The sequence below is a fragment of the Xanthobacter wiegelii genome (assembly GCF_043193855.2).
GTDB classification, from domain to species: Bacteria; Pseudomonadota; Alphaproteobacteria; order Rhizobiales; family Xanthobacteraceae; genus Xanthobacter; species Xanthobacter flavus_A.
Map to the genome: position 1 here is coordinate 1,552,717 of NZ_CM195529.1, position 20,870 is coordinate 1,573,586.

General features: G+C 66.4%; 25 protein-coding genes. 17 read left to right on the forward strand and 8 right to left on the reverse strand.

The annotated features are described in order from the left end of the window. The first annotated feature begins 1 nt into the window (after position 1). The 3 genes from coxB to V5F63_RS07160 are packed head-to-tail and all read left to right on the forward strand — an operon-like array spanning position 2 to position 3,647. Positions 2 to 781, forward strand: a complete 780-nt coding sequence (coxB, locus tag V5F63_RS07150) for a cytochrome c oxidase subunit II (protein ID WP_394029054.1) — start codon at positions 2 to 4, stop codon at positions 779 to 781. Continuing rightward, complete coding sequence (ctaD, locus tag V5F63_RS07155) at positions 778 to 3,321, forward strand: cytochrome c oxidase subunit I (RefSeq protein WP_394102143.1); 2,544 nt, start codon at positions 778 to 780, stop codon at positions 3,319 to 3,321. The genes coxB and ctaD overlap by 4 nt, the downstream gene beginning before the upstream one ends. Further along, entirely contained in the window at positions 3,318 to 3,647 is a 330-nt protein-coding gene (locus tag V5F63_RS07160) for a hypothetical protein (protein ID WP_394102142.1), read from the forward strand. The genes ctaD and V5F63_RS07160 overlap by 4 nt, the downstream gene beginning before the upstream one ends. A 31-nt stretch (positions 3,648 to 3,678) precedes the next feature. Here V5F63_RS07160 and V5F63_RS07165 read toward each other — a convergent pair whose 3' ends face one another. The 5 genes from V5F63_RS07165 to V5F63_RS07185 are packed head-to-tail and all read right to left on the reverse strand — an operon-like array spanning position 3,679 to position 6,720. Further along, positions 3,679 to 3,873 carry an ester cyclase gene (locus V5F63_RS07165; protein ID WP_348634342.1) on the reverse strand — a complete coding sequence of 65 codons (195 nt, stop codon included), beginning with the start codon at positions 3,871 to 3,873 and terminating at the stop codon, positions 3,679 to 3,681. Continuing rightward, positions 3,866 to 4,054 carry a hypothetical protein gene (locus V5F63_RS07170; protein ID WP_394102141.1) on the reverse strand — a complete coding sequence of 63 codons (189 nt, stop codon included), beginning with the start codon at positions 4,052 to 4,054 and terminating at the stop codon, positions 3,866 to 3,868. The genes V5F63_RS07165 and V5F63_RS07170 overlap by 8 nt, the downstream gene beginning before the upstream one ends. Further along, on the reverse strand, positions 4,051 to 5,916 hold the full coding sequence (locus tag V5F63_RS07175; protein WP_394102140.1) for a hypothetical protein: 1,866 nt from the start codon (positions 5,914 to 5,916) through the stop codon (positions 4,051 to 4,053). Before V5F63_RS07175 ends, V5F63_RS07170 begins: the two co-directional genes overlap by 4 nt. Continuing rightward, positions 5,870 to 6,457, reverse strand: coding sequence for a hypothetical protein (locus V5F63_RS07180; protein WP_394102139.1), 588 nt, complete (start codon positions 6,455 to 6,457; stop codon positions 5,870 to 5,872). The genes V5F63_RS07175 and V5F63_RS07180 overlap by 47 nt, the downstream gene beginning before the upstream one ends. After that, positions 6,454 to 6,720, reverse strand: a complete 267-nt coding sequence (locus tag V5F63_RS07185) for a hypothetical protein (protein ID WP_394102138.1) — start codon at positions 6,718 to 6,720, stop codon at positions 6,454 to 6,456. Before V5F63_RS07185 ends, V5F63_RS07180 begins: the two co-directional genes overlap by 4 nt. Before the next feature lie 408 nt (positions 6,721 to 7,128). Between V5F63_RS07185 and V5F63_RS07190 the strand changes: the two genes are divergently transcribed. The 5 genes from V5F63_RS07190 (at position 7,129) to V5F63_RS07210 (ending at position 9,708) form a co-directional block, all read left to right on the forward strand. Then, positions 7,129 to 8,214: an NAD/NADP octopine/nopaline dehydrogenase family protein gene (locus tag V5F63_RS07190; RefSeq protein WP_394102137.1), complete on the forward strand. Its 1,086-nt coding sequence runs from the start codon at positions 7,129 to 7,131 to the stop codon at positions 8,212 to 8,214. Positions 8,215 to 8,295: 81 nt separating this feature from the next. Continuing rightward, complete coding sequence (locus V5F63_RS07195) at positions 8,296 to 8,637, forward strand: dipicolinate synthase subunit DpsA (protein WP_394102136.1); 342 nt, start codon at positions 8,296 to 8,298, stop codon at positions 8,635 to 8,637. Continuing rightward, entirely contained in the window at positions 8,634 to 9,098 is a 465-nt protein-coding gene (locus V5F63_RS07200) for an NAD(P)-dependent oxidoreductase (protein WP_394102135.1), read from the forward strand. Before V5F63_RS07195 ends, V5F63_RS07200 begins: the two co-directional genes overlap by 4 nt. Positions 9,099 to 9,119: 21 nt before the next feature. Beyond that, positions 9,120 to 9,239, forward strand: a complete 120-nt coding sequence (locus tag V5F63_RS07205) for a tautomerase family protein (protein ID WP_394102134.1) — start codon at positions 9,120 to 9,122, stop codon at positions 9,237 to 9,239. Between the two features lie 82 nt (positions 9,240 to 9,321). Continuing rightward, a complete protein-coding gene (locus V5F63_RS07210) occupies positions 9,322 to 9,708 on the forward strand; it encodes a VOC family protein (protein ID WP_394102133.1) in 387 nt (128 codons plus the stop codon). Positions 9,709 to 9,720: 12 nt separating this feature from the next. Here the strand turns inward: V5F63_RS07210 and V5F63_RS07215 are convergent, their stop codons facing one another. Continuing rightward, complete coding sequence (locus V5F63_RS07215; protein ID WP_394029065.1) at positions 9,721 to 10,464, reverse strand: GntR family transcriptional regulator; 744 nt, start codon at positions 10,462 to 10,464, stop codon at positions 9,721 to 9,723. 400 nt (positions 10,465 to 10,864) lie between these two features. Here V5F63_RS07215 and V5F63_RS07220 point away from each other — a divergent pair, with 400 nt between their 5' ends. The 9 genes from V5F63_RS07220 (at position 10,865) to V5F63_RS07260 (ending at position 19,424) form a co-directional block, all read left to right on the forward strand. Continuing rightward, positions 10,865 to 12,025 (forward strand): mandelate racemase/muconate lactonizing enzyme family protein, encoded by a 1,161-nt coding sequence (locus V5F63_RS07220; protein WP_394102132.1) that lies wholly within the window; start codon positions 10,865 to 10,867, stop codon positions 12,023 to 12,025. Positions 12,026 to 12,051: 26 nt separating this feature from the next. Next, the gene (locus V5F63_RS07225; RefSeq protein WP_394102131.1) at positions 12,052 to 13,188 is read left to right on the forward strand and encodes a M24 family metallopeptidase; all 1,137 of its coding nucleotides are present in this window, start codon (positions 12,052 to 12,054) and stop codon (positions 13,186 to 13,188) included. A 3-nt stretch (positions 13,189 to 13,191) separates the two neighbouring features. Beyond that, entirely contained in the window at positions 13,192 to 14,007 is an 816-nt protein-coding gene (locus V5F63_RS07230) for an ABC transporter ATP-binding protein (RefSeq protein ID WP_394102130.1), read from the forward strand. A gap of 3 nt (positions 14,008 to 14,010) precedes the next feature. Further along, positions 14,011 to 14,799, forward strand: coding sequence for an ABC transporter permease (locus V5F63_RS07235; protein WP_394102129.1), 789 nt, complete (start codon positions 14,011 to 14,013; stop codon positions 14,797 to 14,799). A gap of 60 nt (positions 14,800 to 14,859) precedes the next feature. Then, entirely contained in the window at positions 14,860 to 15,852 is a 993-nt protein-coding gene (locus V5F63_RS07240; RefSeq protein ID WP_209488402.1) for an ABC transporter substrate-binding protein, read from the forward strand. Next, positions 15,849 to 16,952 (forward strand): hypothetical protein, encoded by a 1,104-nt coding sequence (locus V5F63_RS07245; RefSeq protein WP_394102128.1) that lies wholly within the window; start codon positions 15,849 to 15,851, stop codon positions 16,950 to 16,952. Before V5F63_RS07240 ends, V5F63_RS07245 begins: the two co-directional genes overlap by 4 nt. Before the next feature lie 3 nt (positions 16,953 to 16,955). Continuing rightward, positions 16,956 to 17,729, forward strand: coding sequence for an SDR family NAD(P)-dependent oxidoreductase (locus V5F63_RS07250; RefSeq protein WP_394102127.1), 774 nt, complete (start codon positions 16,956 to 16,958; stop codon positions 17,727 to 17,729). A 76-nt stretch (positions 17,730 to 17,805) separates the two neighbouring features. Then, positions 17,806 to 18,933 carry an alpha-hydroxy-acid oxidizing protein gene (locus V5F63_RS07255; protein ID WP_509210823.1) on the forward strand — a complete coding sequence of 376 codons (1,128 nt, stop codon included), beginning with the start codon at positions 17,806 to 17,808 and terminating at the stop codon, positions 18,931 to 18,933. Positions 18,934 to 18,953: 20 nt separating this feature from the next. Continuing rightward, positions 18,954 to 19,424: a RidA family protein gene (locus V5F63_RS07260; protein ID WP_394102125.1), complete on the forward strand. Its 471-nt coding sequence runs from the start codon at positions 18,954 to 18,956 to the stop codon at positions 19,422 to 19,424. 180 nt (positions 19,425 to 19,604) lie between these two features. On the opposite strand, the gene V5F63_RS07265 is transcribed toward V5F63_RS07260, so the two are convergent. Together V5F63_RS07265 and V5F63_RS07270 are read right to left on the reverse strand one after the other, a co-directional pair. Continuing rightward, complete coding sequence (locus tag V5F63_RS07265; RefSeq protein ID WP_209488412.1) at positions 19,605 to 19,775, reverse strand: hypothetical protein; 171 nt, start codon at positions 19,773 to 19,775, stop codon at positions 19,605 to 19,607. A 43-nt stretch (positions 19,776 to 19,818) separates the two neighbouring features. Beyond that, complete coding sequence (locus V5F63_RS07270) at positions 19,819 to 20,814, reverse strand: GlxA family transcriptional regulator (protein ID WP_445329495.1); 996 nt, start codon at positions 20,812 to 20,814, stop codon at positions 19,819 to 19,821. Positions 20,815 to 20,870: the final 56 nt, after the last annotated feature.

The following is a 20,870-nucleotide window of genomic DNA, read 5'->3' on the forward strand; positions in this document are numbered from 1 at the left end:
CGTGAAGCGGGTGGCCTGCCAGAGCGATCCTGGTTTCGGTATCCTGCAAAGCTCGGCGTTCGGCCAGCGGGTCGGTCAGTTCGGGTCTTGTATCCATAGGAGATCCGCGGCTCCGCCTTCTGCGGTGAAGTATGGAGCCCTGCTGGCGGTTCCCCTTTTGCTGGCAGCATGCCAAGGCCCGTTGTCCACGTTCTCCCCTTCCGGTCCCGTCGCGCAGGAGATCGTCTGGCTGCTGAGGGTGATGCTCGCGGGCGCCGCGGCGCTCACGCTGCTTGTCCTCGCCATGGTCGCGATCGGCTTCGGCCGCCCGCGCGAAATTCCCGACAAGCGCTGGACCGTGGGGCTCGGCGTCATGTTTTCCCTGACCATCCTGACCGTGCTGCTCGGAGCGGCGCTCTGGGTGGGCGAGCGGATTCTGCCGCACGGCACGGCGCTCGAAGTGCGCGCCCATGCTCGGCAATGGTCGTGGACGTTCACCCATCCCGGAGCGGGCGGTCCCGTGAACACGGACGCCGTCCTGCACATTCCGGCCGGCCAACCGGTGGACGTCCTCATCACCTCCGAGGATGTGATCCACTCCTTCTGGGTGCCACAGCTCGGCGGAAAGATGGATGCGATCCCGGGGCGGCAGAACCGCCTCCGCATCGAGGCGCATCGCCCAGGTACCTACGACGGCGTCTGCGCCGAGTTTTGCGGGCAGGATCATGCGGAGATGCGCTTCCGCGTCATTGCGCACGATCCCGCCGACTGGCCGCCCCGCGCGCAGGAGGGCCGCCCATGACGACCCCCGTCTCCGGCGCTACCGGCACGGCTCCCCCCGGCAACGCGCCCCGCGAGGCCCTGCTCCTGCATCGTGAGCTAGACAGGGTCTGGCGCAACGATCCGGGGCTATGGGGCCAGATCACCGCAGTGAGCCACACCACGCTCGGGCTGCGCTTCATAGCGACGGCGTTCGTGTTTTTCGGCATCGGTGGCATCCTCGCCATGCTGATCCGGGCGCAACTGTCGACCCAGCACAGCGCCTTCCTCGACAAGGCCATCTACAACCAGTTCTTCACGATGCACGGCAGCATCATGATGTTCCTGTTCGCCATCCCGCTCCTGGAAGGGTTGGCGATGTATCTGCTGCCGAAGATGCTCGGCACCCGCGATCTGGCTTTCCCCCGCCTCTCCGCGCTCGGCTACTGGTGCTATCTGCTCGGCGGAACGATCCTCGTCGTGGCCCTGCTGGCCGGGGTAGCACCCGGAGAAGGCTGGTTCATGTACGCGCCTTTGTCGGGGCGCACCTATTCGCCGGGGGTCAATGCCGACATCTGGCTGCTGGGCGTCACTTTCGTCGAGATTTCCGCCCTCTCGGCGGCGATCGAGCTAATGGTCTCGATCCTGCGCCTCAGGGCGCCCGGCATGAAGCTGACGCAGATGCCGCTGTTCGCCTGGTACATTTTGGGAACCGCGGCGATGATGCTGGCCGGCTTTCCCCCGCTCATCCTCGGTTCAGTGCTGCTGGAGCTGGAACGCGCATTCGGCTGGCCCTTCTTCGATCCGAAGCGGGGCGGCGATCCGCTGCTGTGGCAGCACCTCTTCTGGCTATTCGGCCATCCGGAGGTCTACATCATCTTCCTGCCGGCCGCGGGCGTGCTCTCCACCGTCATTCCGGCGCTTTGCCGCACGCGGATCGTCGGCTACGGCGCCATCGTCGCCGCGATCCTCGGCATGGTCTTCCTGAGCTTCGGGCTGTGGGTCCACCACATGTTTACGGTGGGCATCCCGCATCTGGCGCTGGCCTTCTTCTCCGCCGCCTCGATGTTGGTCGCAGTGCCCACCGCCGTGCAGATCTTCGCCTGGATCGGCACCCTGTGGCGCGGCCGGCCCGAGCTGAAGCTGCCGATGTTCTACGTGCTCGGCTTCTTTCTCACCTTCGTGATGGGCGGTCTCACCGGCGTGATGCTGGCGGTCGTGCCCTTCAACTGGCAGGCGCATGACACCGCCTTCGTGACGGCGCATCTGCACTACGTCCTGATCGGCGGCTTCGTGTTCCCGATGATGGCGGGCGTGACCTGGTGGATGCCGCTGATGACCGGCCGGCGGCGCATCCGCGGGCTGGGAGAGGCAGCGTTCTGGATCGTCCTTGTCGGCTTCCACGGGACCTTCTTCATCATGCACCTGACCGGGCTGATGGGCATGCCGCGTCGCATCCCCACCTATCCCGACAATCCCGAATGGGTCTGGCTGAACCTCACCTCCTCCTTCTTCGGCTTCGTCATGACCATCGGTTTCGCCGTTTTCCTCATGGATCTCGTCCTGCAGGCGCTGCTGGGCAAGCGCAGCCCGCGCGACCCATGGGATGCGCCGACGCTGGACTGGGCGATGGCGCTGCCCCCGCCGAACTACAATTTCGCCTCAATTCCCTGCCCCGCGCTGCAGGCGGTGAGCGCCCGGGAGGCCATGCTTCCGCTGGCGCGGGGCGAGGGCTACCTGCCCGGCGCGCCGCGCGGCCAGCGCGAGATCCTCGTGACTTCAGTCGGGGCAGCACGCCCCGAGCACGTCGCGCTGCTGCCGTCAAACACGGCGTTGCCGCTGGCCCTTGCACTCGTCATCTGCGGCTTCGTGCTTCTGGTTCTGGCGAGCCTTTATACGGTCGCCGCTCTGGCGCTCGTCCCGGTCGCGGGCCTCATCTGGCTATGGGCCCGGCGGATGCCTGAGGCAGCGAGTGGGGCGGACATCGACGTCGCGCCGGGATTAAGCCTGCCGGTCCGTCCCCGCCTTGGAACGACGCTGACGCTGAGCGGCATGCACTGCTTGCTGTTCGCGAACGCGACCTTCTTCGCCTCGCTCCTGTTCGGGCTGGCCTTTCTCTCGCTTGTCTCTCCTGGTCCCGCCATGCCGCGTTGGGCGCCCGATGTGGCCGTCTTGGGGGCGGGCGCGGCGATGGTCCTCGCCCTCCTGGCGGCTGGCACGGCCTGCGCCGGATGGGGGCTGGCACGGCTCGATCGCGGCGGGCGAGTCACAGCCATCCTGCGCGCGGCCGCGGCCGCCAATCTGGTCGCGCTGCTGGTTTTTTCGCTGCTTGTCGTCGGACACCTTCCCGACCCGACCCGCCATGCCGCCGATGCGGTGCGCGCAGCGATCGTTGCCTATGCGGGACTGCACATCGCGGTCGCGACGCTGTTCAGCGCCTATGTGGTGGACGAAGCCCGCAGGGGCGAACTGGGGCCGGGCCGAACCGGCGCTCTGCGGACCTGGAGCGTCTGGCAGGGCTTCACCGTTGTGGTGAGCGGATTGGGCATGGCCGGCATCTGGGCACAGGCGGTGCAGGCATGACCAACAACGACGACGGCGTCCGGTGGCTGGCCTGGCTGATCGCGGGCCCGACGGTCTGGGCCGCCACCTTCACGGCGGCATATGGGCTGAACGGGCTCGGCTGCCAACTGGGCTGGTCGGCTGTCGACCTGGGGCCGTTGAGTGTTCAGACGGCTCTGGTGCTGGCGATCTGGCTGGCCGGGATAGTGACGTGCATTGCCTTGCTCGGGCCGGTGCACCGGAGTCTGCGCGAGCAGGCCGCGATCCCCCGCATCGGCGTCTGGATCGGTCTTGTAGCGACGGTCTTCACGCTGGCACCGGTGCTGGTGGCGACGAGTTGCTATTGATCGGCGGCGGCCGGGAAGGGAGCTGCCATCTCTAGAACGTGAGCTGAGCTTCGATTCCCGTCTTGTCGATCACAGAAAACACCTCGGCGATTTTGCCTCCGACCAAAGTATAAAAGGCGTGCTCATAAAGCACGATGCGCCTTCCGTTTAATGGCAACCCGAGAAATTCGCCGGACGGCGCGCAATCGAAGCGTATCCTGGACGCGATATGACCTTCATCAGCCACGATGATGTTGTGACGGTGGCCGTGGCGAATGTGTTGGTGTCACCGATGTTGAGGCGCCGTCGTTCTGCATGCTCCCGGCCTGGCCCGCGCTGACGATGCCGCGGGCGGAGCTGACATAGGTGCCGCCCGCCTCGTTGATGAAGCTGTTCACCTCGCCTGTGCCGCCAAGCGCGAGGTTCACGTCGCCGGTGAGCGTCCCGAAATTGCGCAGCGAGTCCTGCCCTCAGGTGGATTCACCGTGAGGCCGGAGAGCGCACTGACGGTGGAGCCCGGCCGGAATTCGATGTGGTTTTCAGCGCCTCCGTCGATGAAGAGGGCCGCACCCGTGCCGCTGCCTCCCGTCAATGTTCCATCCATGAGAACGCGGATGCTCTTGCCGGTACCCTGCACGACACGACCGGAACCGCCCTGGGCGCCGCTCTGGGCATAGATCCCCATGGCGCCGTCGCCCGTGGCGGTCACGCTGCCCTTCAGCGCGATCTCGATCAGGCCGCCGCCCTGTTTCTCAAGCCTCCGTCCATCGGTGGTCCCGATGGCGGTCGGCAGCACGATGCCGTCTTCCGTGGCGATCGCCCCGCCACCGCCACCGATCGCCTGCGCGAACACGTCATGCGCGTTCTTCCCGGTGGTCGCTATGGTTACGGTGCTTGCGGGATCGGCCATCTTGATCAGCACGCCGCCGCTGAGGCCCCTGGACGGATCCTTCCGGGCGAGCAGCTTGTCGTAGCTGGCCGTCGTCGTGTCCAGCGCGCCCGTATAGCCGCCGCCGATGGACTGGGCGAAGATGCCCACCGCACCCTTGCCGGTGGTGGTGATGCTGCCGGTGCCGAGCTCAAGTGCCACAAGTCCGCCATTGCCGGAGCTGTTCGCGGAACCGCCGAGCCGGCAGGTGACGGCCATCGCGCCGACGCTGGAGCCGCCGCCATCGGAGATCAGGCCGCCGCCGATGGACTGAGCTATGATGCCGAAGGCGCCCGCACCAGTCGTCGAAATCTTCCCGGAGTGCTTGACCGTGACCGTGCTGGCATCTCCGGCAGAGCCTCCCGTCGCGCCAAGCTGGAGCGAGAGCTTCTGTACGGTGGCCGTCTCCGCCTTCTTGGCGGCTTCCGCTTCCTTGATGAGTGCGTCGACGTCGACACCGTACTGCCTGAGGGTCGCCTTCTCCTTCGCGGTGAGCGATTTCAGCTCCAGCTCGGTGTAGGGGTCGGCGATGTCGAGCACCAGAACGCCGCCGCCACCGCCGATGGATTGCGCGATCACGCCATGCGCTTCGGCGCCACCGGTGGTGATGGTACCGGCATTGGCCACCGTGACCTCGCCGCCGGTGCCGCGCGCCCCATCTCTACCACCGGAGGTGAGGGCGGGTGAGGACAGCAAGGCCGACGAATAGTCCATCCCGAGCGTGGATTTACCACCGCCGCCGCCAACGGATTGGGCAAGGATTCCGAAAGAGGAATCGCCTCCCGTTTCGATCCGGCCTGAGGCTGCGTTCGTCACGGTGACGGTGCCGCCATTGCCGCCAGCCCCACCGCTCGCGCCATTTGCCATCTTGATCGAGTTCGTGACGGAAGCGCCGCTCATCGAGGCGGCGCCAGCGTCGCCTCCGCCACCACCGATGGATTGTGCATAGATCCCGGCGGCACCTAACCCTAGGTGTCGATTCCGCCCTCGTTCAGCACCGTGACCGTCTTGCCGTTGCCCCCCACTGCCGCCGCTGCCACCGGTGGTGACGTTGCCAGTGACATTGACGGCGACTTCGGCCTTGACACCGATCTTGGCGGAAAACTTCAGCAGCACCTTCATCGCGAGGGCCTTGAAGCCGTTCTTCGCCAGCGATGCACCGAGCTTGGTGATCGTGGTTTCACCTGCGCCGGCCGCGCTCGATCCACCGGAGCCGCCGCCGCCGATGGACTGGGCCTGGATGCCGTGGGCGCCGTCGCCGTAGGTGGTGATGGCCGCCGCCGTCGACTGGTTCTTCACGGTCACGTCGCTGCCATCACCAGCGCCGCCGCCTTTCGCGCCGACGCTGACGTTGACCTGCACCGTATTGGCACCCTGCGTCGTTCCCGCCCCCGCCGACACCGCCGCCGCCACCGATCGACTGGGCAAGGACGCCGCGGGCTTCGACCCCGCGCGTCGTGACGGTCTTGGTGTTGATCACCTCGACCAATTCTCCGTTGGAGCCGCCGGCGCCATCGCCGCCGACGCCCACGTCCACAACGGCCTTGACCTGGACCTTGTTGCCGCCCGGGGTTCCGTCCTTCGGTTTCTCCTTGCCGATACCGATGCCGGAGGACGACGCGGCCACCGTGCCCGCACCGCCGTTGCCGCCGCCTCCGCCCACGCTGAGGGCATGGATCCCGTGCGCGGCATACCCCTCCGTCTCGATGGTGCCGGCGTTCTTGACCTTGACCGTTCCGCCCGCATTCCCGCTGCCGCCCTTGCCACCCACGGCAACGTTCACGCTGACGTTCCCTTTCGCGCCGGAAGCAGTTCCGCTCGCGTAGGAGCTGCCGCCGGTGCCGCCACCGCCGCCGATGCTGTAGGCGGCGATGCCGATAGCCTGGTCACCCTTGGTGCTCACGCGTCCGGAGCTGTCGATCTTGACCTCTCCGCCCTTGCCGCCGTCTCCGCCGGTCCCACCCACGCTGACGGTGGTGGTGATGGCGACGATCGAAGAGCCGCTGTCCTTCGTGCTCGCGTCGGATAGACGCCCTTTTCCTGGCCCATGAAGAAGAAGCCGTATTCCCCCTTGCGCTTGTAGCTGAACCTTACGTTCACGTCCTCGGCCGCCGCGGCTGCAGTGGCGGCGAGCGCGAGGGCTGCGGCAAGGCCGATGCGGGCCATGCGCCCGATCCGGGCCGAGGGGCGAGTCCAGGCTTCGATTGTAATGGATGGTCTCCGCGGCGCCGGCCGGATCTCCGGGGCGCAATGTTCCCGTTGAAGGCAATAAGGGCGGAAGGACCTTTGTCCGTTATTGATCTCATAATGTGATCACAAAATTAAGTGCGTCAAGCGCATCTGCCGCTACGGCAGGCTGTCCTGTGGAGTGATTAAAACAGAGGCAAATGCCCACAATGGGATGCCGATATCGGTAGCTGCGCGCTGCTTTCCGCTGCAGTCTGGCGACGCAGCCGGTTTTGCTTGACAGAGCTATTTGTGATCATCGAATGTGATCAAGTTTTCAGGTAAAGCGACGGCAGCGCTATCCGTAGGGCTCAGTCGCGATTGGGCGCGAAGGCTGAGGGAGTCGGCATGGATGTGACCGTGGTGGGGTGCGGGGCAGGAGCGTGTGCGGCGGCGGTCGAGTTGCTCGCGGCCGGACACCGGGTACGCGTCTGGTCTCGCTCGCGGGCGACCATCGCTCCGCATCTGGAGCGCGGCGGCATCGTCTATGACGGTGTTCTCGGCGAAGGGCTCGCCATGCCGCAGCGCATGACCACGAACCTAGGGGAGGCGCTCGCGGGCGCAGACGCGGCGGTCGTGGTGCTCCCCACCTTCCTGCACGCGGGTGTTGCCCGCGCCATGATCGATGCGGACATGCGCGTCGACATGCCGGTCATCCTCAATCCCGGCCACACCGGCGGCGCGCTGGAATTCGTCCAGGCGTTCGTTCAGGCGGGGCGGCGGCCGCCGCCGCTGGTCGAGTTCTCCACGCTCACCTACGTTGCGCGCAAATACAGCCCGGATTCGGTCACCGTCAGCGGGCGCGCGGGCGTGGTGCGGGCGGCGCCGCTCGGAGCGCCCCGGGATGTTCTCGATCTGGCCATCGGGCTGTTTCCCGGTGCGACGCCGGTTCCCGACGTCCTCGCCTCAGGGCTTTGCAACGTGAACATGGTGCTCCACGCGCCCGGTGCCGTGCTGGCGGCGGCCTGGGTGGAGGCGACCGGCGGCAACTTCACCTTCTATGTGGAGGGCATGACCGAGGGGGTGGCCCGTACCGTCCGCGCTCTCGACTGCGAACGGCTCGCGGTCGCCCGTGCGTTCGGCCACGACCTGCCCAACCTTATGGGCGAGATGCAGAAGATCGGCACGATCGATGCCTTGGATGATCCCAATGACTATCGCGGTGCAATCTCCGCCGGCTCGGCGAACCAGCGCATTCGCGCGCCGGGATCGTTTGACCATCGCTATTACAAGGAGGACTTCGGCCACGGCCTGTTGCCCTTCCTTGAGATTGCGCAGATCGCCGGGGTCGACGTTCCGGTGGCGGGCGCGCTGATGCGTCTCGCCGAGACCGCGGTCGATGTGGACTATCGCGCGGGGGGACGCACGGCGCAGGCCATGGGTATCGCCGGCCTCTCCTTGGCTGCGCTTCTGGAAAAGGTGAGGGCGGCATGAGCTGGCAAGGCCTGACGATCGCTGTGGTGGCGCGCGATCCACGCGAACAAGAGATTGCGCGCTGCGGGCACAAGGGCCGAAGTGCGCGCCTTCGGCTTTCCCTGGCCTGAGGGCGGCATCGAAGGCGTGCGGCTGGCCCAGGATGCGGCCGACGCGCTCAGCGGGGCGGACATCGCCCTTTTCCCTATTCCCGGCATCACCAAGGAAGGCGCGCTCTTCGCCCCGAGCTGCCCGCAGAAGATCATCCCCACGCGGGAGATGCTGGCGGGAATGAAGCCGGGCGCACACATCATCCTCGGCTGGGCCGACGCGAACCTGAAGGCCCATTGTGAGGTGCTCGGCATCACGCTCCACGAATATGAGTGGGATGTGGATCTGATGCTGTTGCGGGCCCTGCCATCGTGGAAGGGGTGCTCAGGGTGATCATCGAGAACACCCGCATCACCATCCACAAATCAAATATTTGCCTCGTGGGGCAGGGGACCATCGGCTCCCTCACTCGCACGCTGATCGCCCTCGGTGCCCATGTGCACGTGGCGGCGCGTAATCCCGTCCAGCGGGCGGCGGCCTATGCCGCAGGAGCAGAATCCGCGCCACTTGAGGCGCTGCCCGAGCTGCTGCCGCGCATGGATATTGTGATCGGCAGCGTGCCCCTTCAGATCCTCGGCGAGGATCTGCTGCGCCTGTTGCCGGCGCATGCTCTGCTGGTGGATGTGGCGGCCCCGCCCGGCACCATCGATCGCGACGCGGCCGCAGCGCTGGGGCTGAAGTCGATCTGGGCCCGTGGCATGGGCTCGCGGGCACCGGTCACGGTAGGCCGCAGCCAGTGGAGCGGCATCAGCCGCCGGATCGCAGAAATCCGCAATGACAGGTCCGGGAGCTGAAGAAGAGCTAAGGAGAATGCGATGCCACTCGTAGTCGTCGAGATGTGGGAAGACCGCTCCGTGGAGCAGAAGCGCAACCTCGTTAAGGCCATCACCAAGGCGATGGTGGAGGAGGCTGCCTGCAAGCCCTGCACGTGGTGATTCACGAAACCCCGAAGGACAGCTGGGGACGTGGCGGCATCCTGGGCATTGACATGGAAGAGCAGAAGAAATGAGCGGAGCCATGCAGCAGGCCGCGTCTGCGGCGCGGGTTACGGGTTTTGGCCATCAGCTCATCATGGTCGCCGATATCGACAAGTCCGTGGATTTCTACACGCGCCTGCTCGGCTTCACCAGCCGGCCGGCCAAGCCGCTCGCCGATGGTCGCCCATTCGTCGCGTTCCACCACGGCATTGCGCTGATCGCCGGACGGGAGACGGAACACCGGCAGATCGACCACATCGCCTTCGAGGTGGACGATGCGCGCGCCATGAGAGAGCGCCTCCGGTCCGCCGGGGTGCCGTTCTTCACGGATCTGCATAATGGGCCCTACGGCCCCACCATCTATGTGGCAGATCCCGACGGCACCAAGGTTGATCTCTACCAGGTCGGTGCAACGGCCGAGGCGTGAGCTGCCCAGAGATCAAGTGTCGAACAGCAGCTCAAGGCCGCGGGTGAAGGGCAATTCGATGCTCTGCCCGCCGCCCACGTTGAGCAGGGCCTGGCCGGTGCGGCGGATGTCGTGCAGCACGGCGCGCTTGGCCGCGCCGGGATTTTCCGCCTTGAGCGCCTCGATGATCTTGACGTGGCTTGTAGCATCCCACGGCATGGAAGGCACAAGGAACGACATGTACATGGTCGGGCCGAACTGGAGCCATAGGGATTCGATCAGCGGCATCAAGACGTCGGAGCCGGAAGCCTCGTACAGGGTGAAGTGGAATTTCTGATTCTGTGACAGGCAGTTCATGATGTCGCGCTTCTCGATGGCCTGGAGCAGGCTCTTGTTGATGGCCGTCAGCTCCGAGATCAGCTCTTTCGTGCAAGCCTTGGCCGCGCGTTCGGTGGCATTACCCTCCAGTTGCTCGCGCACATCGAACAGGTCGGCAATCTTCTCCGGCGTCAGCCGGGGCACTCGAACCGAGCCGCCCTTCGTCTCCTCCAGCGCATTGGCGGCGACGAGCCGGCTCAGCACCTCGCGAACCGGCATGGGACTGGTGCCGAGGGCGGCCGCGAGCTTTCTGAGGCTCATGACCTGCCCCGGCAGGAACGCGCCGACCATGAGGCCGCGGTACATGTATCTGGCCACGAGATCGTAGACATGTGCGCGCCCGCGCGTGGCCTTCTCCTCCGGCGCGGCTGGCGTCTTGTTGGTCTTCGCGTTGGCCATGGGGTCCTCACCGCCGCCGAGCCGCAGGACGCTTGTCGGAAGCGGCCGGAAGGAAAAGCAGTCGACAATTATATGATCTCAATATGTGATCAATAGTTTAGTCGTCAGGGATCGGCAACCCGGAATGAACGAGCTTGACATTACACCAAGCCGCGCCCGCCGGAAACGGTCCGATTGAGCAGAGGACGCCGACGCTCCAGTCGCGTGGAGGGGATCTGCCAGGAGGCAAGGATTCTCGCGCGGGAAAGGCGTTTTGAGCAACGTTGACGTTCAATGCCGTGCCGGCATTTACGCCGCGCGCCCAACGAATGGGCACTAAAAAAACTGCACTGAACTTCATCTGGGGTCGTTGACAGCTTCAAAATGTGATCACACTATGTGCTCACATTGGAGCCAAAACGTGCCGAAAATCGCCAGCATCGAGACCCTTGTCGTCCAGCTCCCCACCCGCCGGAAGCATCAATGGACGGGGCTGACGGAGCCCATCGGCCGCTACCTGCTCGTGAAGATGACGGACGACGACGGCCGGACCGGCTGGGGTGAGGCGCCGGCGCTCAAGGACTGGGGCGGCGAGTTCGGCCGCTATTTCGGCGAGAGTGTCGCCATCGCCGACCTGCTGATCCAGCGCTATTTCGCGCCCGCCCTCGTCGGCGTCGAGCTTGCCAATCCGGCCGAGCTGCATGCCCGCATGGATGCCGTGCTGAAAGGCTATCCCTATGCCAAGGCGGCGGTGGAGTTCGCCTATTACGACGTGAGCGGCCGTTGGCTGGGTGTCCCGGTCCACACCCTGCTGGGCGGCAAGTCGCGGTCGCGCGTGCCGGTCACCCATTCCATCGGCCTCATCTCGCTGGAGGACGCCGCAGCCGAGGCGGAGAAGGTCGCCGCCGAGGGCATACGCACCATCAAGGTGAAGATCGGCGTGGACCCGGACCGCGACGTCGCGGTGGTTGGCGCGGTGCGGGCCGCCGCGGGCGACAAGGTGGACATCTGCGTAGACGCCAACGAAGGCTACCGCACGCCGGGAGACGCCATCCGCACCATCCGCAAGATGGAGAAATACGAGCTGAAGTACGTCGAGCAGCCGGTGATGGGCATCGAGCGGATCGCCGAGGTCGCGCAGGCCATCGATGCGCCGGTGATGGCGGACGAATCCGCCTGGAATGCCCACGACGCCATCCAGATCATCGAACGCCGCGCCGCCCAGATCGTCTCGATCTACACCACCAAGCCCGGCGGCCTCTACAAGGCGATGGAGGTGGCCGCGGTGTGCCGCGCGGCGGGCATCGTCTGCAATGTGAACGGCTCGGTGGAAACGGGCGTGGGCAACCTCGCCAACATCCACCTCGCCGCGTCCGCGCCGGCCGTCACCCTCTCGAACGTCGTACCGGTCTCCACCCCCGCGGCGTTCCAGCAGGGCCAGATCGGCGGCATCTACTACACGGACGATCTGATCTTGCAGCCGCTCACCCTCGTGGACGGCGCCATCGAGGTGCCCACCGGCCCCGGCATGGGCATCGACATCGATGCCGAGAAGATCGCCCGCTACACCGTTCCGGCCTGAGCCGAAGCATCCAGGGATAAGAACACATGCGTGAGGAAATCCTCAGCCGGCAGGCCGCCGCCATGCGCGAGCAGGGCATCGACGCGATCGTCTCCTGCTCGCCGGAGAACTTCGCCTATGCGGCGGGCTTCGTCGTCCCCTCCCAGCCGCTGCTGCGCCATCGCCACGCCATGGCGGTGGTGAGCGCGGATGCGGCGCTCAATCTGTTCGTGGTGGACATGGAGGAGAGCACGGTGGTGCGCGAGGCGCCGGGCGTGCCCCTCACCATCTGGAAGGAGTTCTCCGACGACGCCATGAGCGTGCTCGCCACGATGCTCGGCGGCCTCGGCCTCTCGGGCGGGCGCATCGGCATCGAGATGGACTACCTGCCGGCAGGAGACTTCGCCCGCCTCTCGGCGGCCCTGCCCGGCGTCACCTTCGTGCCCGCCGAGCATCTCCTCTCGCGCCTCCGGCAGATCAAGACGCCCGGCGAAGTGGCCCTGCTGCGCCGGCTCGCGCGCATCGCAGACCAGGCCATCGGCGACACGCTCTCGGCCCTCAAGCCCGGCGATACCGAGCTCGACATCGCCGCCCATCTCACCCGCAACATCTACGAATTGGGCGCGGAGCACTTCAAGCTGCTTATCACCGCCACCGGCGAGCGCAGCCAATTGCCGAATGTCGGTCCCACCGACCGCAAGCTGGTGCGCGGCGACGTCTGCCGCGTGGAGATCTTCTCCGTCATTGGCGGCTATCAGGCGGGCGTCTGCCGCACCGCCTATGTGGAAGAGCCGCCGCCCATGGCCGAAGAGGTCTGGCAGGTGATGGTGGATTGCAAGTATCGGCTGCTCGACATCTCCAAGCCGGGGGCCGACTGCCTCGAGATCTACAACGACTTCGTGGGGCGGCTGAAGGCCCACAACCTGCCGCCGATCTCGTTCGTCGGCCACGGCATCGGCCTCCACCTTCACGAAGACCCCTATCTCGGCGCGACGCCACTCCTCGGCCAGCCCGGGAGGTCGGCGGCACTCGAGGAGAACATGGTGCTGGGCTTCGAGCCCCTTTGCTACCGCACGGGCTACGGCTTCGGGGTCCAGAACAAGGACCTGATGCTGATCACCGCCACCGGTTCGGAGCTGTTGTCGGACTATACCGACACCGACCGACTGATCAGGATCGGTTGAGCCATGGCCAAAGCCCCCGGAATATCGATCGAGGACCTGTCCGTCGTGTTCAAGACCAGGACGGGCGTCACCACGGCGCTCGACAAGGTCTCGTTCGATATCGCGCCCGGCTCATTCCTCAGCGTGGTGGGACCCTCGGGCTGCGGCAAGACCACCTTGCTCAAGATCCTCTCCGGCGTGCTCCAGCCCTCGGGCGGCCGCGTCCTGTTCGACGGGGAGCCGCTCGCGCGGACCAAGGTGCAAGGGCAGGTGGGCTACGTCTTTCAGCGGGCGTTGCTGCTGCCGTGGCGGAGCGCGCTCGACAACGTGATGCTGACCCTGGAAGTCGCCCGCCGCGGCATGAGCCGGAGCGAGCGCGAGGCCGAGGCCCGGCACTGGCTCCAGGTCGCCGGCCTTGCCGGCTTCGAGCATCGCTTCCCGCATGAGCTGTCCGGCGGCATGCAGCAGCGCGTCTCCATCTGCCGTGCGCTCGCCTTCCGCCCGAGAATTCTCCTGATGGACGAGCCTTTCGCCGCCCTCGACGAGATCACGCGGGAGACCCTTCAGGAGGAGTTGCTGCGCATCTGGGCCCAGACGGAGACGACGGTCGTCTTCATCACCCACTCGATCCCCGAGGCGGTGCTCTTGTCCGAACAGATCGTCGTGATGTCCGCGCGCCCCGGCCGGGTGCTGGAGCGCATCAACGTGCCCTTCCCTCGCCCACGCACCGAGAAAATCCGCGAGATGCCGGACTTCGCCGCGCTCGCCTCCCGCATCCGCGGCCTGCTGCGCCCCCGCGATCCGGCATCCGCGCCGGCGCCCATCATGGCGGAGGTGTGAACCATGTCCGGCGCCTCGCTCTATCGCGTCTCGGTCACCTTCGGCCAGGTGCTCGTCTTCGTCGCATTCTTCGGCCTGTGGGAAGGGCTGGTGGATCTCCTCGGCATCAAGCCGGTGATCCTGCCCCCGCCCTCCCGCATCGCCGAGGTGGCGTGGGAGAGCCGGGCCATCCTCATCAAGAACACCTGGCCCACCTTCGTCGCCATCTCGCTCGGCTTCCTGACGGCGGTGGCCAGCGGCTTCCTCATCGCGGTGGGCATCGCCTATTCGCGGGTGATCCGTGACCTGACCTATCCGTTTCTGGTGGCGGCGCAAATCCTGCCCAAGATCGCCTTCGCGCCGCTCTTCCTCATCTGGTTCGGCTTCGGCCTCACGCCCAAGGTGGTGATCGCCGCGCTGATCGCCTTCTTCCCGGTGGTGATCAACACATCCAAGGGGCTCACCTCGGTCGATTCCGAGCTGCTGCAATACATGGATTCCCTGGGTGCCAGCACTTGGGAGAAATTCACCAAGATCAGCCTGCCCTGGGCCATGCCCTATTTCTTCGCCGCGCTGAAGATCTCCATTACCCTCGCCATCGTCGGAGCCGTGGTGGGCGAGTTCGTCGCCGCCGGTGAAGGGCTGGGATACGTCATCAACGCCTCCAACATCACGCTCGATACCGAGCTGATGTTCGCGGCGATCATCTGCCTCAGCGTCGTCGGCATCCTCATGTTCCTCGCCGTGGTGCTGGCCGAGCGTCTTCTCATTCCGTCCGCGCCGGAAGGCGGCGGGGTGCAGGCCACCATGTGAGCGGCGGGGCCGCAGACCTTGTGTTGAAAACGAACCTTCCAGTGACAAAGGGGAACGGACATGTGGACGGAACGCAGGTCTCTTCTGAAACTCACGGCCGCCGCCGGCATCGCGCTGTCGGGGCTTCTGGCACCGGTAGTGGCGCAGGCGGCCGACAAGGTGAAGCTGCGGCTCGACTGGGTGTTCGGTGCCGAGCACGCGCCGATCTTCCTCGCCATGGAGCGCGGCTACTTCCGCGACGAGGGCATCGATGTCGATCTCCTGCCCGGTGAGGGCTCGTCTGTCACCGTGAAGCTGGTGGGCAACCGGGACGCGGAATTCGGCTATGCCACCGCCGATCAGATCCTGATCGGCGCCCAGCGCGGGCTGGATCTGGTCGCAACAGCAGTGGTGCTCCAGCAAAATCCCACGGCCTTCATCTTCAAGACGTCCCAGAACATCAAGGACGTCAAGACCGACCTCTACGGCAAGACCATCGGTGTCCAGCTCAAGAGCAACACCGGGCGCCAGTGGGAGGCGATGAAGAAGGACCTCAAGCTCGATGCCGCCAAGCTGCGCGAGGTGCCGGCCGACGGCGCGCTCGTCGCCATGATCGCCTCCAACCGGATCGATGTGGGCGTCGGCTTCTATTTCAACGACGCGCTGAAGCTGAGGGCGACAGGCGAGGATGTCAGCTGGATCCTCTTCGAGGACCTCGGCATGAAGATGTATTCCACCTCCCTGCTCACCAACCCGGCCCTGGTGAAGGAGAAGCCGGACCTCGTGAAGCGCTTCACCCGCGCCTTCCTGAAGGGCTGGCAGGCGGCCATCGATGATCCCAAGGCGGCCTACGCGGCCTTCATCAAGGCCAATCCCAGCACCGACAAGGTGTATGCGGAGCTGAAGCTGCCCGAGGTTCTCAAACTCACCCAGTCGCCGGACGTGAAGCAGAACGGTCTCGGCCACTCGACCGCCGCGGCCTGGGAGAACCTTCAGGCGCAGCTGATCGCCATGGAGATGATGAAGGATAAGACCGACATCTCCAAGGTGTTCACCAACGATTTCCTGAAGTGACCCTCGAGCACGAAGGGCAGACCATGGCCAACAGCGACATTCTCATCATCGGAACCGGCTATTTCGCCGAGATCATGATCGGTGACCTGGCGGCCACGGCGCGCGGGCCCGTCAGGGTCACCATCGGCGGGCGCAATCGCGAGCGCATGACGTGGCTGGCGCAGGCGGGCAACGCGCGCGCCGCCATTTTCGGCACGACGGCCACCTTCGATACCCTCGCGGTCGACCAGTCCTCGGCGGAGACGGTGGGCGAAGCCATCGCCGCCGCCGCGCCCCGCGTGTTGGTCCAGTCGGCCTCGCTCCAGTCCCCCTGGAAGGTGGACCGGTTGGACAGCGCGTGGTCGAAGCTGGTGGCGGAGGCCGGCTTCGGCATGACCATCGCGTTCCATGCGTTGCTGCCGTCAAGATCGGCGCGTGCGGTGAAGGCCAGCGGTGCCGACATTGCCTTCGTCAACACCTGCTATCCGGATGGGGTGAACCAGGTTCTGGCGGCGTCCGGCCTGCCAATCACCTGCGGCGTAGGCAATATCGGCATCTTCTCGTCCATCATCGAGGCTCTGGTCCCTCCCGAGCGGCGTGCCAGCGTTCGCGTCCTTGGCCATCACCAGCATCTCGTCCAGTGGCGGAAGCCTGGCACCGAGCGTACCGGCGCCCCCGTGCGCTCCTGGATCGGCGGCGAGGAGGTCGAGGACGTGGACGGCTGGACCCGCCATGTCCAGCTCCCCTACCGCGATCTCAATGCCATCTCCGGCGCTGCCGCCGTTCCCGTGCTGCTGGCGCTTGCTGGCCACGGCGAAATCCGCGCCCACGTGCCGGGACCTGCGGGCCTGCCGGGCGGGTATCCGGTCAGGGTCGATCGCGGTCGGGTGGCGCTCGACCTGCCGGACGGCATGACCGAGGCAGAGGCCGTGGCCTGGAACCGGGGCTTCGAGGCGGCGGACGGCGTCAGCGTGAGCGGTGACGGAAGGGTGGTCTACTCCGAGGCCGCGCAGCATGCGCTTTCGGCCTATAGCCCGGACCTCGCGGCCGGATTCCATGTAAGCGAAGTAGAAGCGGCCGCCGCGGCGCTGGGCGAACTGCGCGCCCGGCTTGGCGGCTGAGGCATGGCCCTGCCTCCGCTGCCGGAAACACCATCCTTCCGTCTGGAGGGACGCCGCGCCCTCGTCACCGGAGCAGGGCGCGGCATCGGTCTTGGGGCCGCCGCGGCCCTGGCGCATGCGGGCGCCCATGTGACCCTGTGCGCGCGGACGGTGGAGGAGGTGGAGGCCGGGGCCGAAGCCATCCGGTCGGCCGGCGGCGCGGCATCCGCGCTGCCCCTCGACATCACTGACCTGCGGGCGATGCAGGACGTGCTGGAGCGGTTCGAGCCGTTCGACATTCTGGTGAGCAATGCCGGCACCAATCGCCCGCGCCCACTGCTCGACACGACGCCGGAGGATTTCGACGCCGTTTTCGATCTGAACGTGAAGGCCGCCTACTTCCTCGCCCGGAGCGTCGCCGGCGCGCTCATCGCGACTGGACGACCGGGATCGATCATCCACATCTCGTCGCAGCTTGGGCATGTGGGCGCGGCCAACAGGTCGCTTTATGTCGCCTCGAAATTCGCGATCGAGGGCCTTACCAAAGCGCTGGCGGTTGAGCTTGGGCCGCACGATATCCGTGTCAACGCCATCGCGCCCACCTTCATCGATACGCCGCTGACCCGCTCCTACGGACTGAACGACGACGCGCTGGCTGCAGTCCGTGCGCGCATCAAGCTCGGTCGCATCGGCCGGGTCGAGGATGTGATGGGCGCCGTCCTGTTCCTCGCCGGCGATGCCGCCGCGCTCGTGACCGGGGCATCACTCCTCGTCGATGGCGGTTGGACCGCTGATTGATCCTCACCGAGCGCGAGTTGCCCCGATGTTTTCGACCGGACGCAGACGCTTGTCATCCCTTCTCACCATCGACGACATGCGCGCTGCCGCGCGTCGAACGCTCCCGCGCATGCTGTTCGATTTCGTCGACGGTGGATCCGGGGACGAGTCGACGCTCAGGCGGAACGCCGGCGGCTTCGCCAACTACGCGCTCATGGCGCAGGCACTCACCGGCGGGGAAACTCGGGAACAGGGCCGCACGCTGTTCGGCCGGCGCATCTTGACACCTGTCCTGATTGCGCCGACGGGCTCTTCGGGCCTGCTCTGGCCGCGAGGGGAGGCGGACGTCGCCCGCGCCGCCGCGGCCGAAGGCACCATCATGGAAGTAAGCGCCGGCGCGACACTCTCCATCGAGGAGGTCGCCGGGGCCGGGGAGGGGGGCCGCTGGCTCCAGCTGTTCATTTATCGGGACCGCGGCATCACGCGGGACTTCGCGGCGCGGGCCAGGGCCGCACGCTATGAGGCCCTCGTCCTGACCGTCGACTGTCCCGTACTCGGCCGGCGCGAGCGGGACATCCGCAACGGCTTCACCATCGACCCGCGCCTGTCGCTCGGCACGCTGGCCGATGCGGCCCTTCACGCGGGCTGGTGGATGCGCATGGCGCGCACGCCGCGCGTCACCTTCCGCAATTTCGAGCCCTATGGCGGCGGCGGGGTGGTGGACATGGCGCGCTACATCTCGACGCTGATCGACCCCGCTGTGTCCTGGAAGGACGTGGAATGGCTGCGCGGCATCTGGGATGGCCCGCTGATCATCAAGGGCATTCTGCGGGCCCAGGATGCGCGCCATGCCGTGTCTCTCGGCTGCGATGGGGTGCAGGTCTCCAACCATGGCGGCCGCCAGTTCGATGGGACCCTGGGCGCAATCGAGGCCCTCGCGGAGGTCGTCGACGCGGTAGCGGGCGAAGTTCCCGTGCTTCTCGACGGCGGGGTCCGCCGAGGCTCGGATGTTTTAAAGGCCATCGCACTCGGTGCCAGTGCGGTCCTCATCGGCCGGAGCCATCTGTGGGGCCTCGCCATCGCAGGAGAAGCGGGCGTCCGTCACGCCCTTGCACTGCTGAAGGCGGAGATCGACCTGGCCATGGCCATCGGCGGCTGGAGGTCTCTCGACGACATCAACCGTGACAGCATCCGCAGGGTGGTGCCGTTGCCGACCGCAGCTTGAAGACAGGAGGTCCGAAACCCATGAGCAAGATCGCAGACCGCCTCGCGCAACTTGGCATCGTGCTTCCCGATGCCGCCGTCCCTTCGGCCAATTACGTGCCGACCCGGCGCGTTGGGACGTGCCTCTACGTGGCCGGCCAGGTGCCCACCCGCGACGGACAGGATCAGTTCACCGGCAAGCTCGGCGACACAGTGTCCCTCGCCGACGGTCAGGCCGCGGCGCGCCTTTGCGCCATCAACCTGCTCGCACAGCTGTCGAAGGCACTAGGTGGCGATCTGGACCAGGTGGCTGGCGTTGTGCGCCTCGGAGGCTTCGTGAACGCCGTGCCTGAGTTCGGTGATCACCCCAAGGTCATCAACGGTGCCTCGGACCTTATGGTCGAGGTATTCGGCGACGCCGGGCGTCACGTACGCATCGCAGTCGGCAGTTCGTCGTTGCCGCGTAATGTGCCGGTCGAGGTGGAAGGGGTGTTCGAGATCCACGAGAGGTAGTACTGCACCAACAGCGTTCGCAGACCCACTCCAAAGCCGCACAGGCGGACACGCGCTGTTTGGAGCCCAAAACGCAACGGCTCCTGCACATGGCAGGAGCCTTTTTCGTTTGTCTGCAAGGACAGTTCATGTGACGCTGGCGGTGCCAGGGCTTCGCCGGCGCCGCGACCCGACCTTTCGTCAGTTGTTCGGGGTCTTGTCGCCGCTGAGGATCTGCTCGGCATAGCGGCCGTCCACCACCGTGGCGAAATCCACCGGGCAGGGATAGAAGCCGGCCTTCACCAGCTTTTCGGTCGCCGCGATCTCCTTCTCGAAGCCGGGGCTGCCGGGGTTCACGGGAATGAGGGTCACGGCCTTCGCCCGCGCCGTGACGGGCGCGATGCGCAGATAGGGATCAGCGTACGTCGCCGCCGGCTTCGATCGATCCGAACTTGCCGCGGTAGTCCTGCGGGTTCACGCCCAATCGGCGGCGAAAGGCGCGCCTCATCCTCTCTTCGTCGACGAAGCCGCAGCGAACCGCGATCTCCTTGATGCTCTGCCGTGTCTCCTCGAGAGCGCGGCGGGCAGCCTCGATCCGCAACTCCTCCACCACCTTGGCCGGCGTGCGCCCCGTCCGCGCCACATAGAGCCGGGCGAAAGTGCGCGGGCTCATGGAAACGCGCTCGGCGAGGGTCTCGACCCGGAGGTCCTGGTCGAGGTGATCGCTGATCCAGCTGTGCAGGGCCTCGAAGCCGCCGTCATCGGCCTCCTGTAGGGCCAGCGGGACGCTGAACTGAGTCTGTCCTCCACCACGCTTCAAGAAGACGACCAGCCGCTTGGCCACCCTGATGGCCTCGGCTCGGCCGCGGTCGTCCTCGATCAGGGCGAGCGCCAGATCGATGCCCGCGGTCACGCCTGCGGAGGTCCAGACGGGACCGTCATGCTCGTAGATCGCATCGGCCGACACCATGAGATCCGGATAGCGATCCTGAAGGAGCCGGCAGGAACCCCAGTGCGTCACCACCCGCCGCCCCCCGAGTAACCCGGCCGCCGCAAGCACAAAAGTGCCTGTGCAGACGGAGCAGACCCGGCGGATGCCCCCGGCGCGTTCCGAGAGCCACGCCAGCAGGAGCGGCTCGCGTGCGGCGATATGCACCCCAGGCCCGCCCACGATCACCAACGTGTCCACCTCGCCCACACCCGCGAGCGGTTGGCTCATCAGCTCCAGGCCCGACGACGTGCGCACCAGCCCGCCTGCCACCGACGCCACCGTCAGGCGGTAGGGCGGCGCGGTGCCTTCGGAGGTCTCGCAGGACAGTTCAAACGCTGCCAGTGGACCGGAGAGGTCGAGCACCAGGGCATCGGGGAACACCACGAAGACGACATGTCGCTGCTGCAAGCCGCCCCCCATCCCGTTGCCGGTCGTTGGCAGGAAAGGTGGGTAGAATGTCGTTTCCGCCGCGCCCT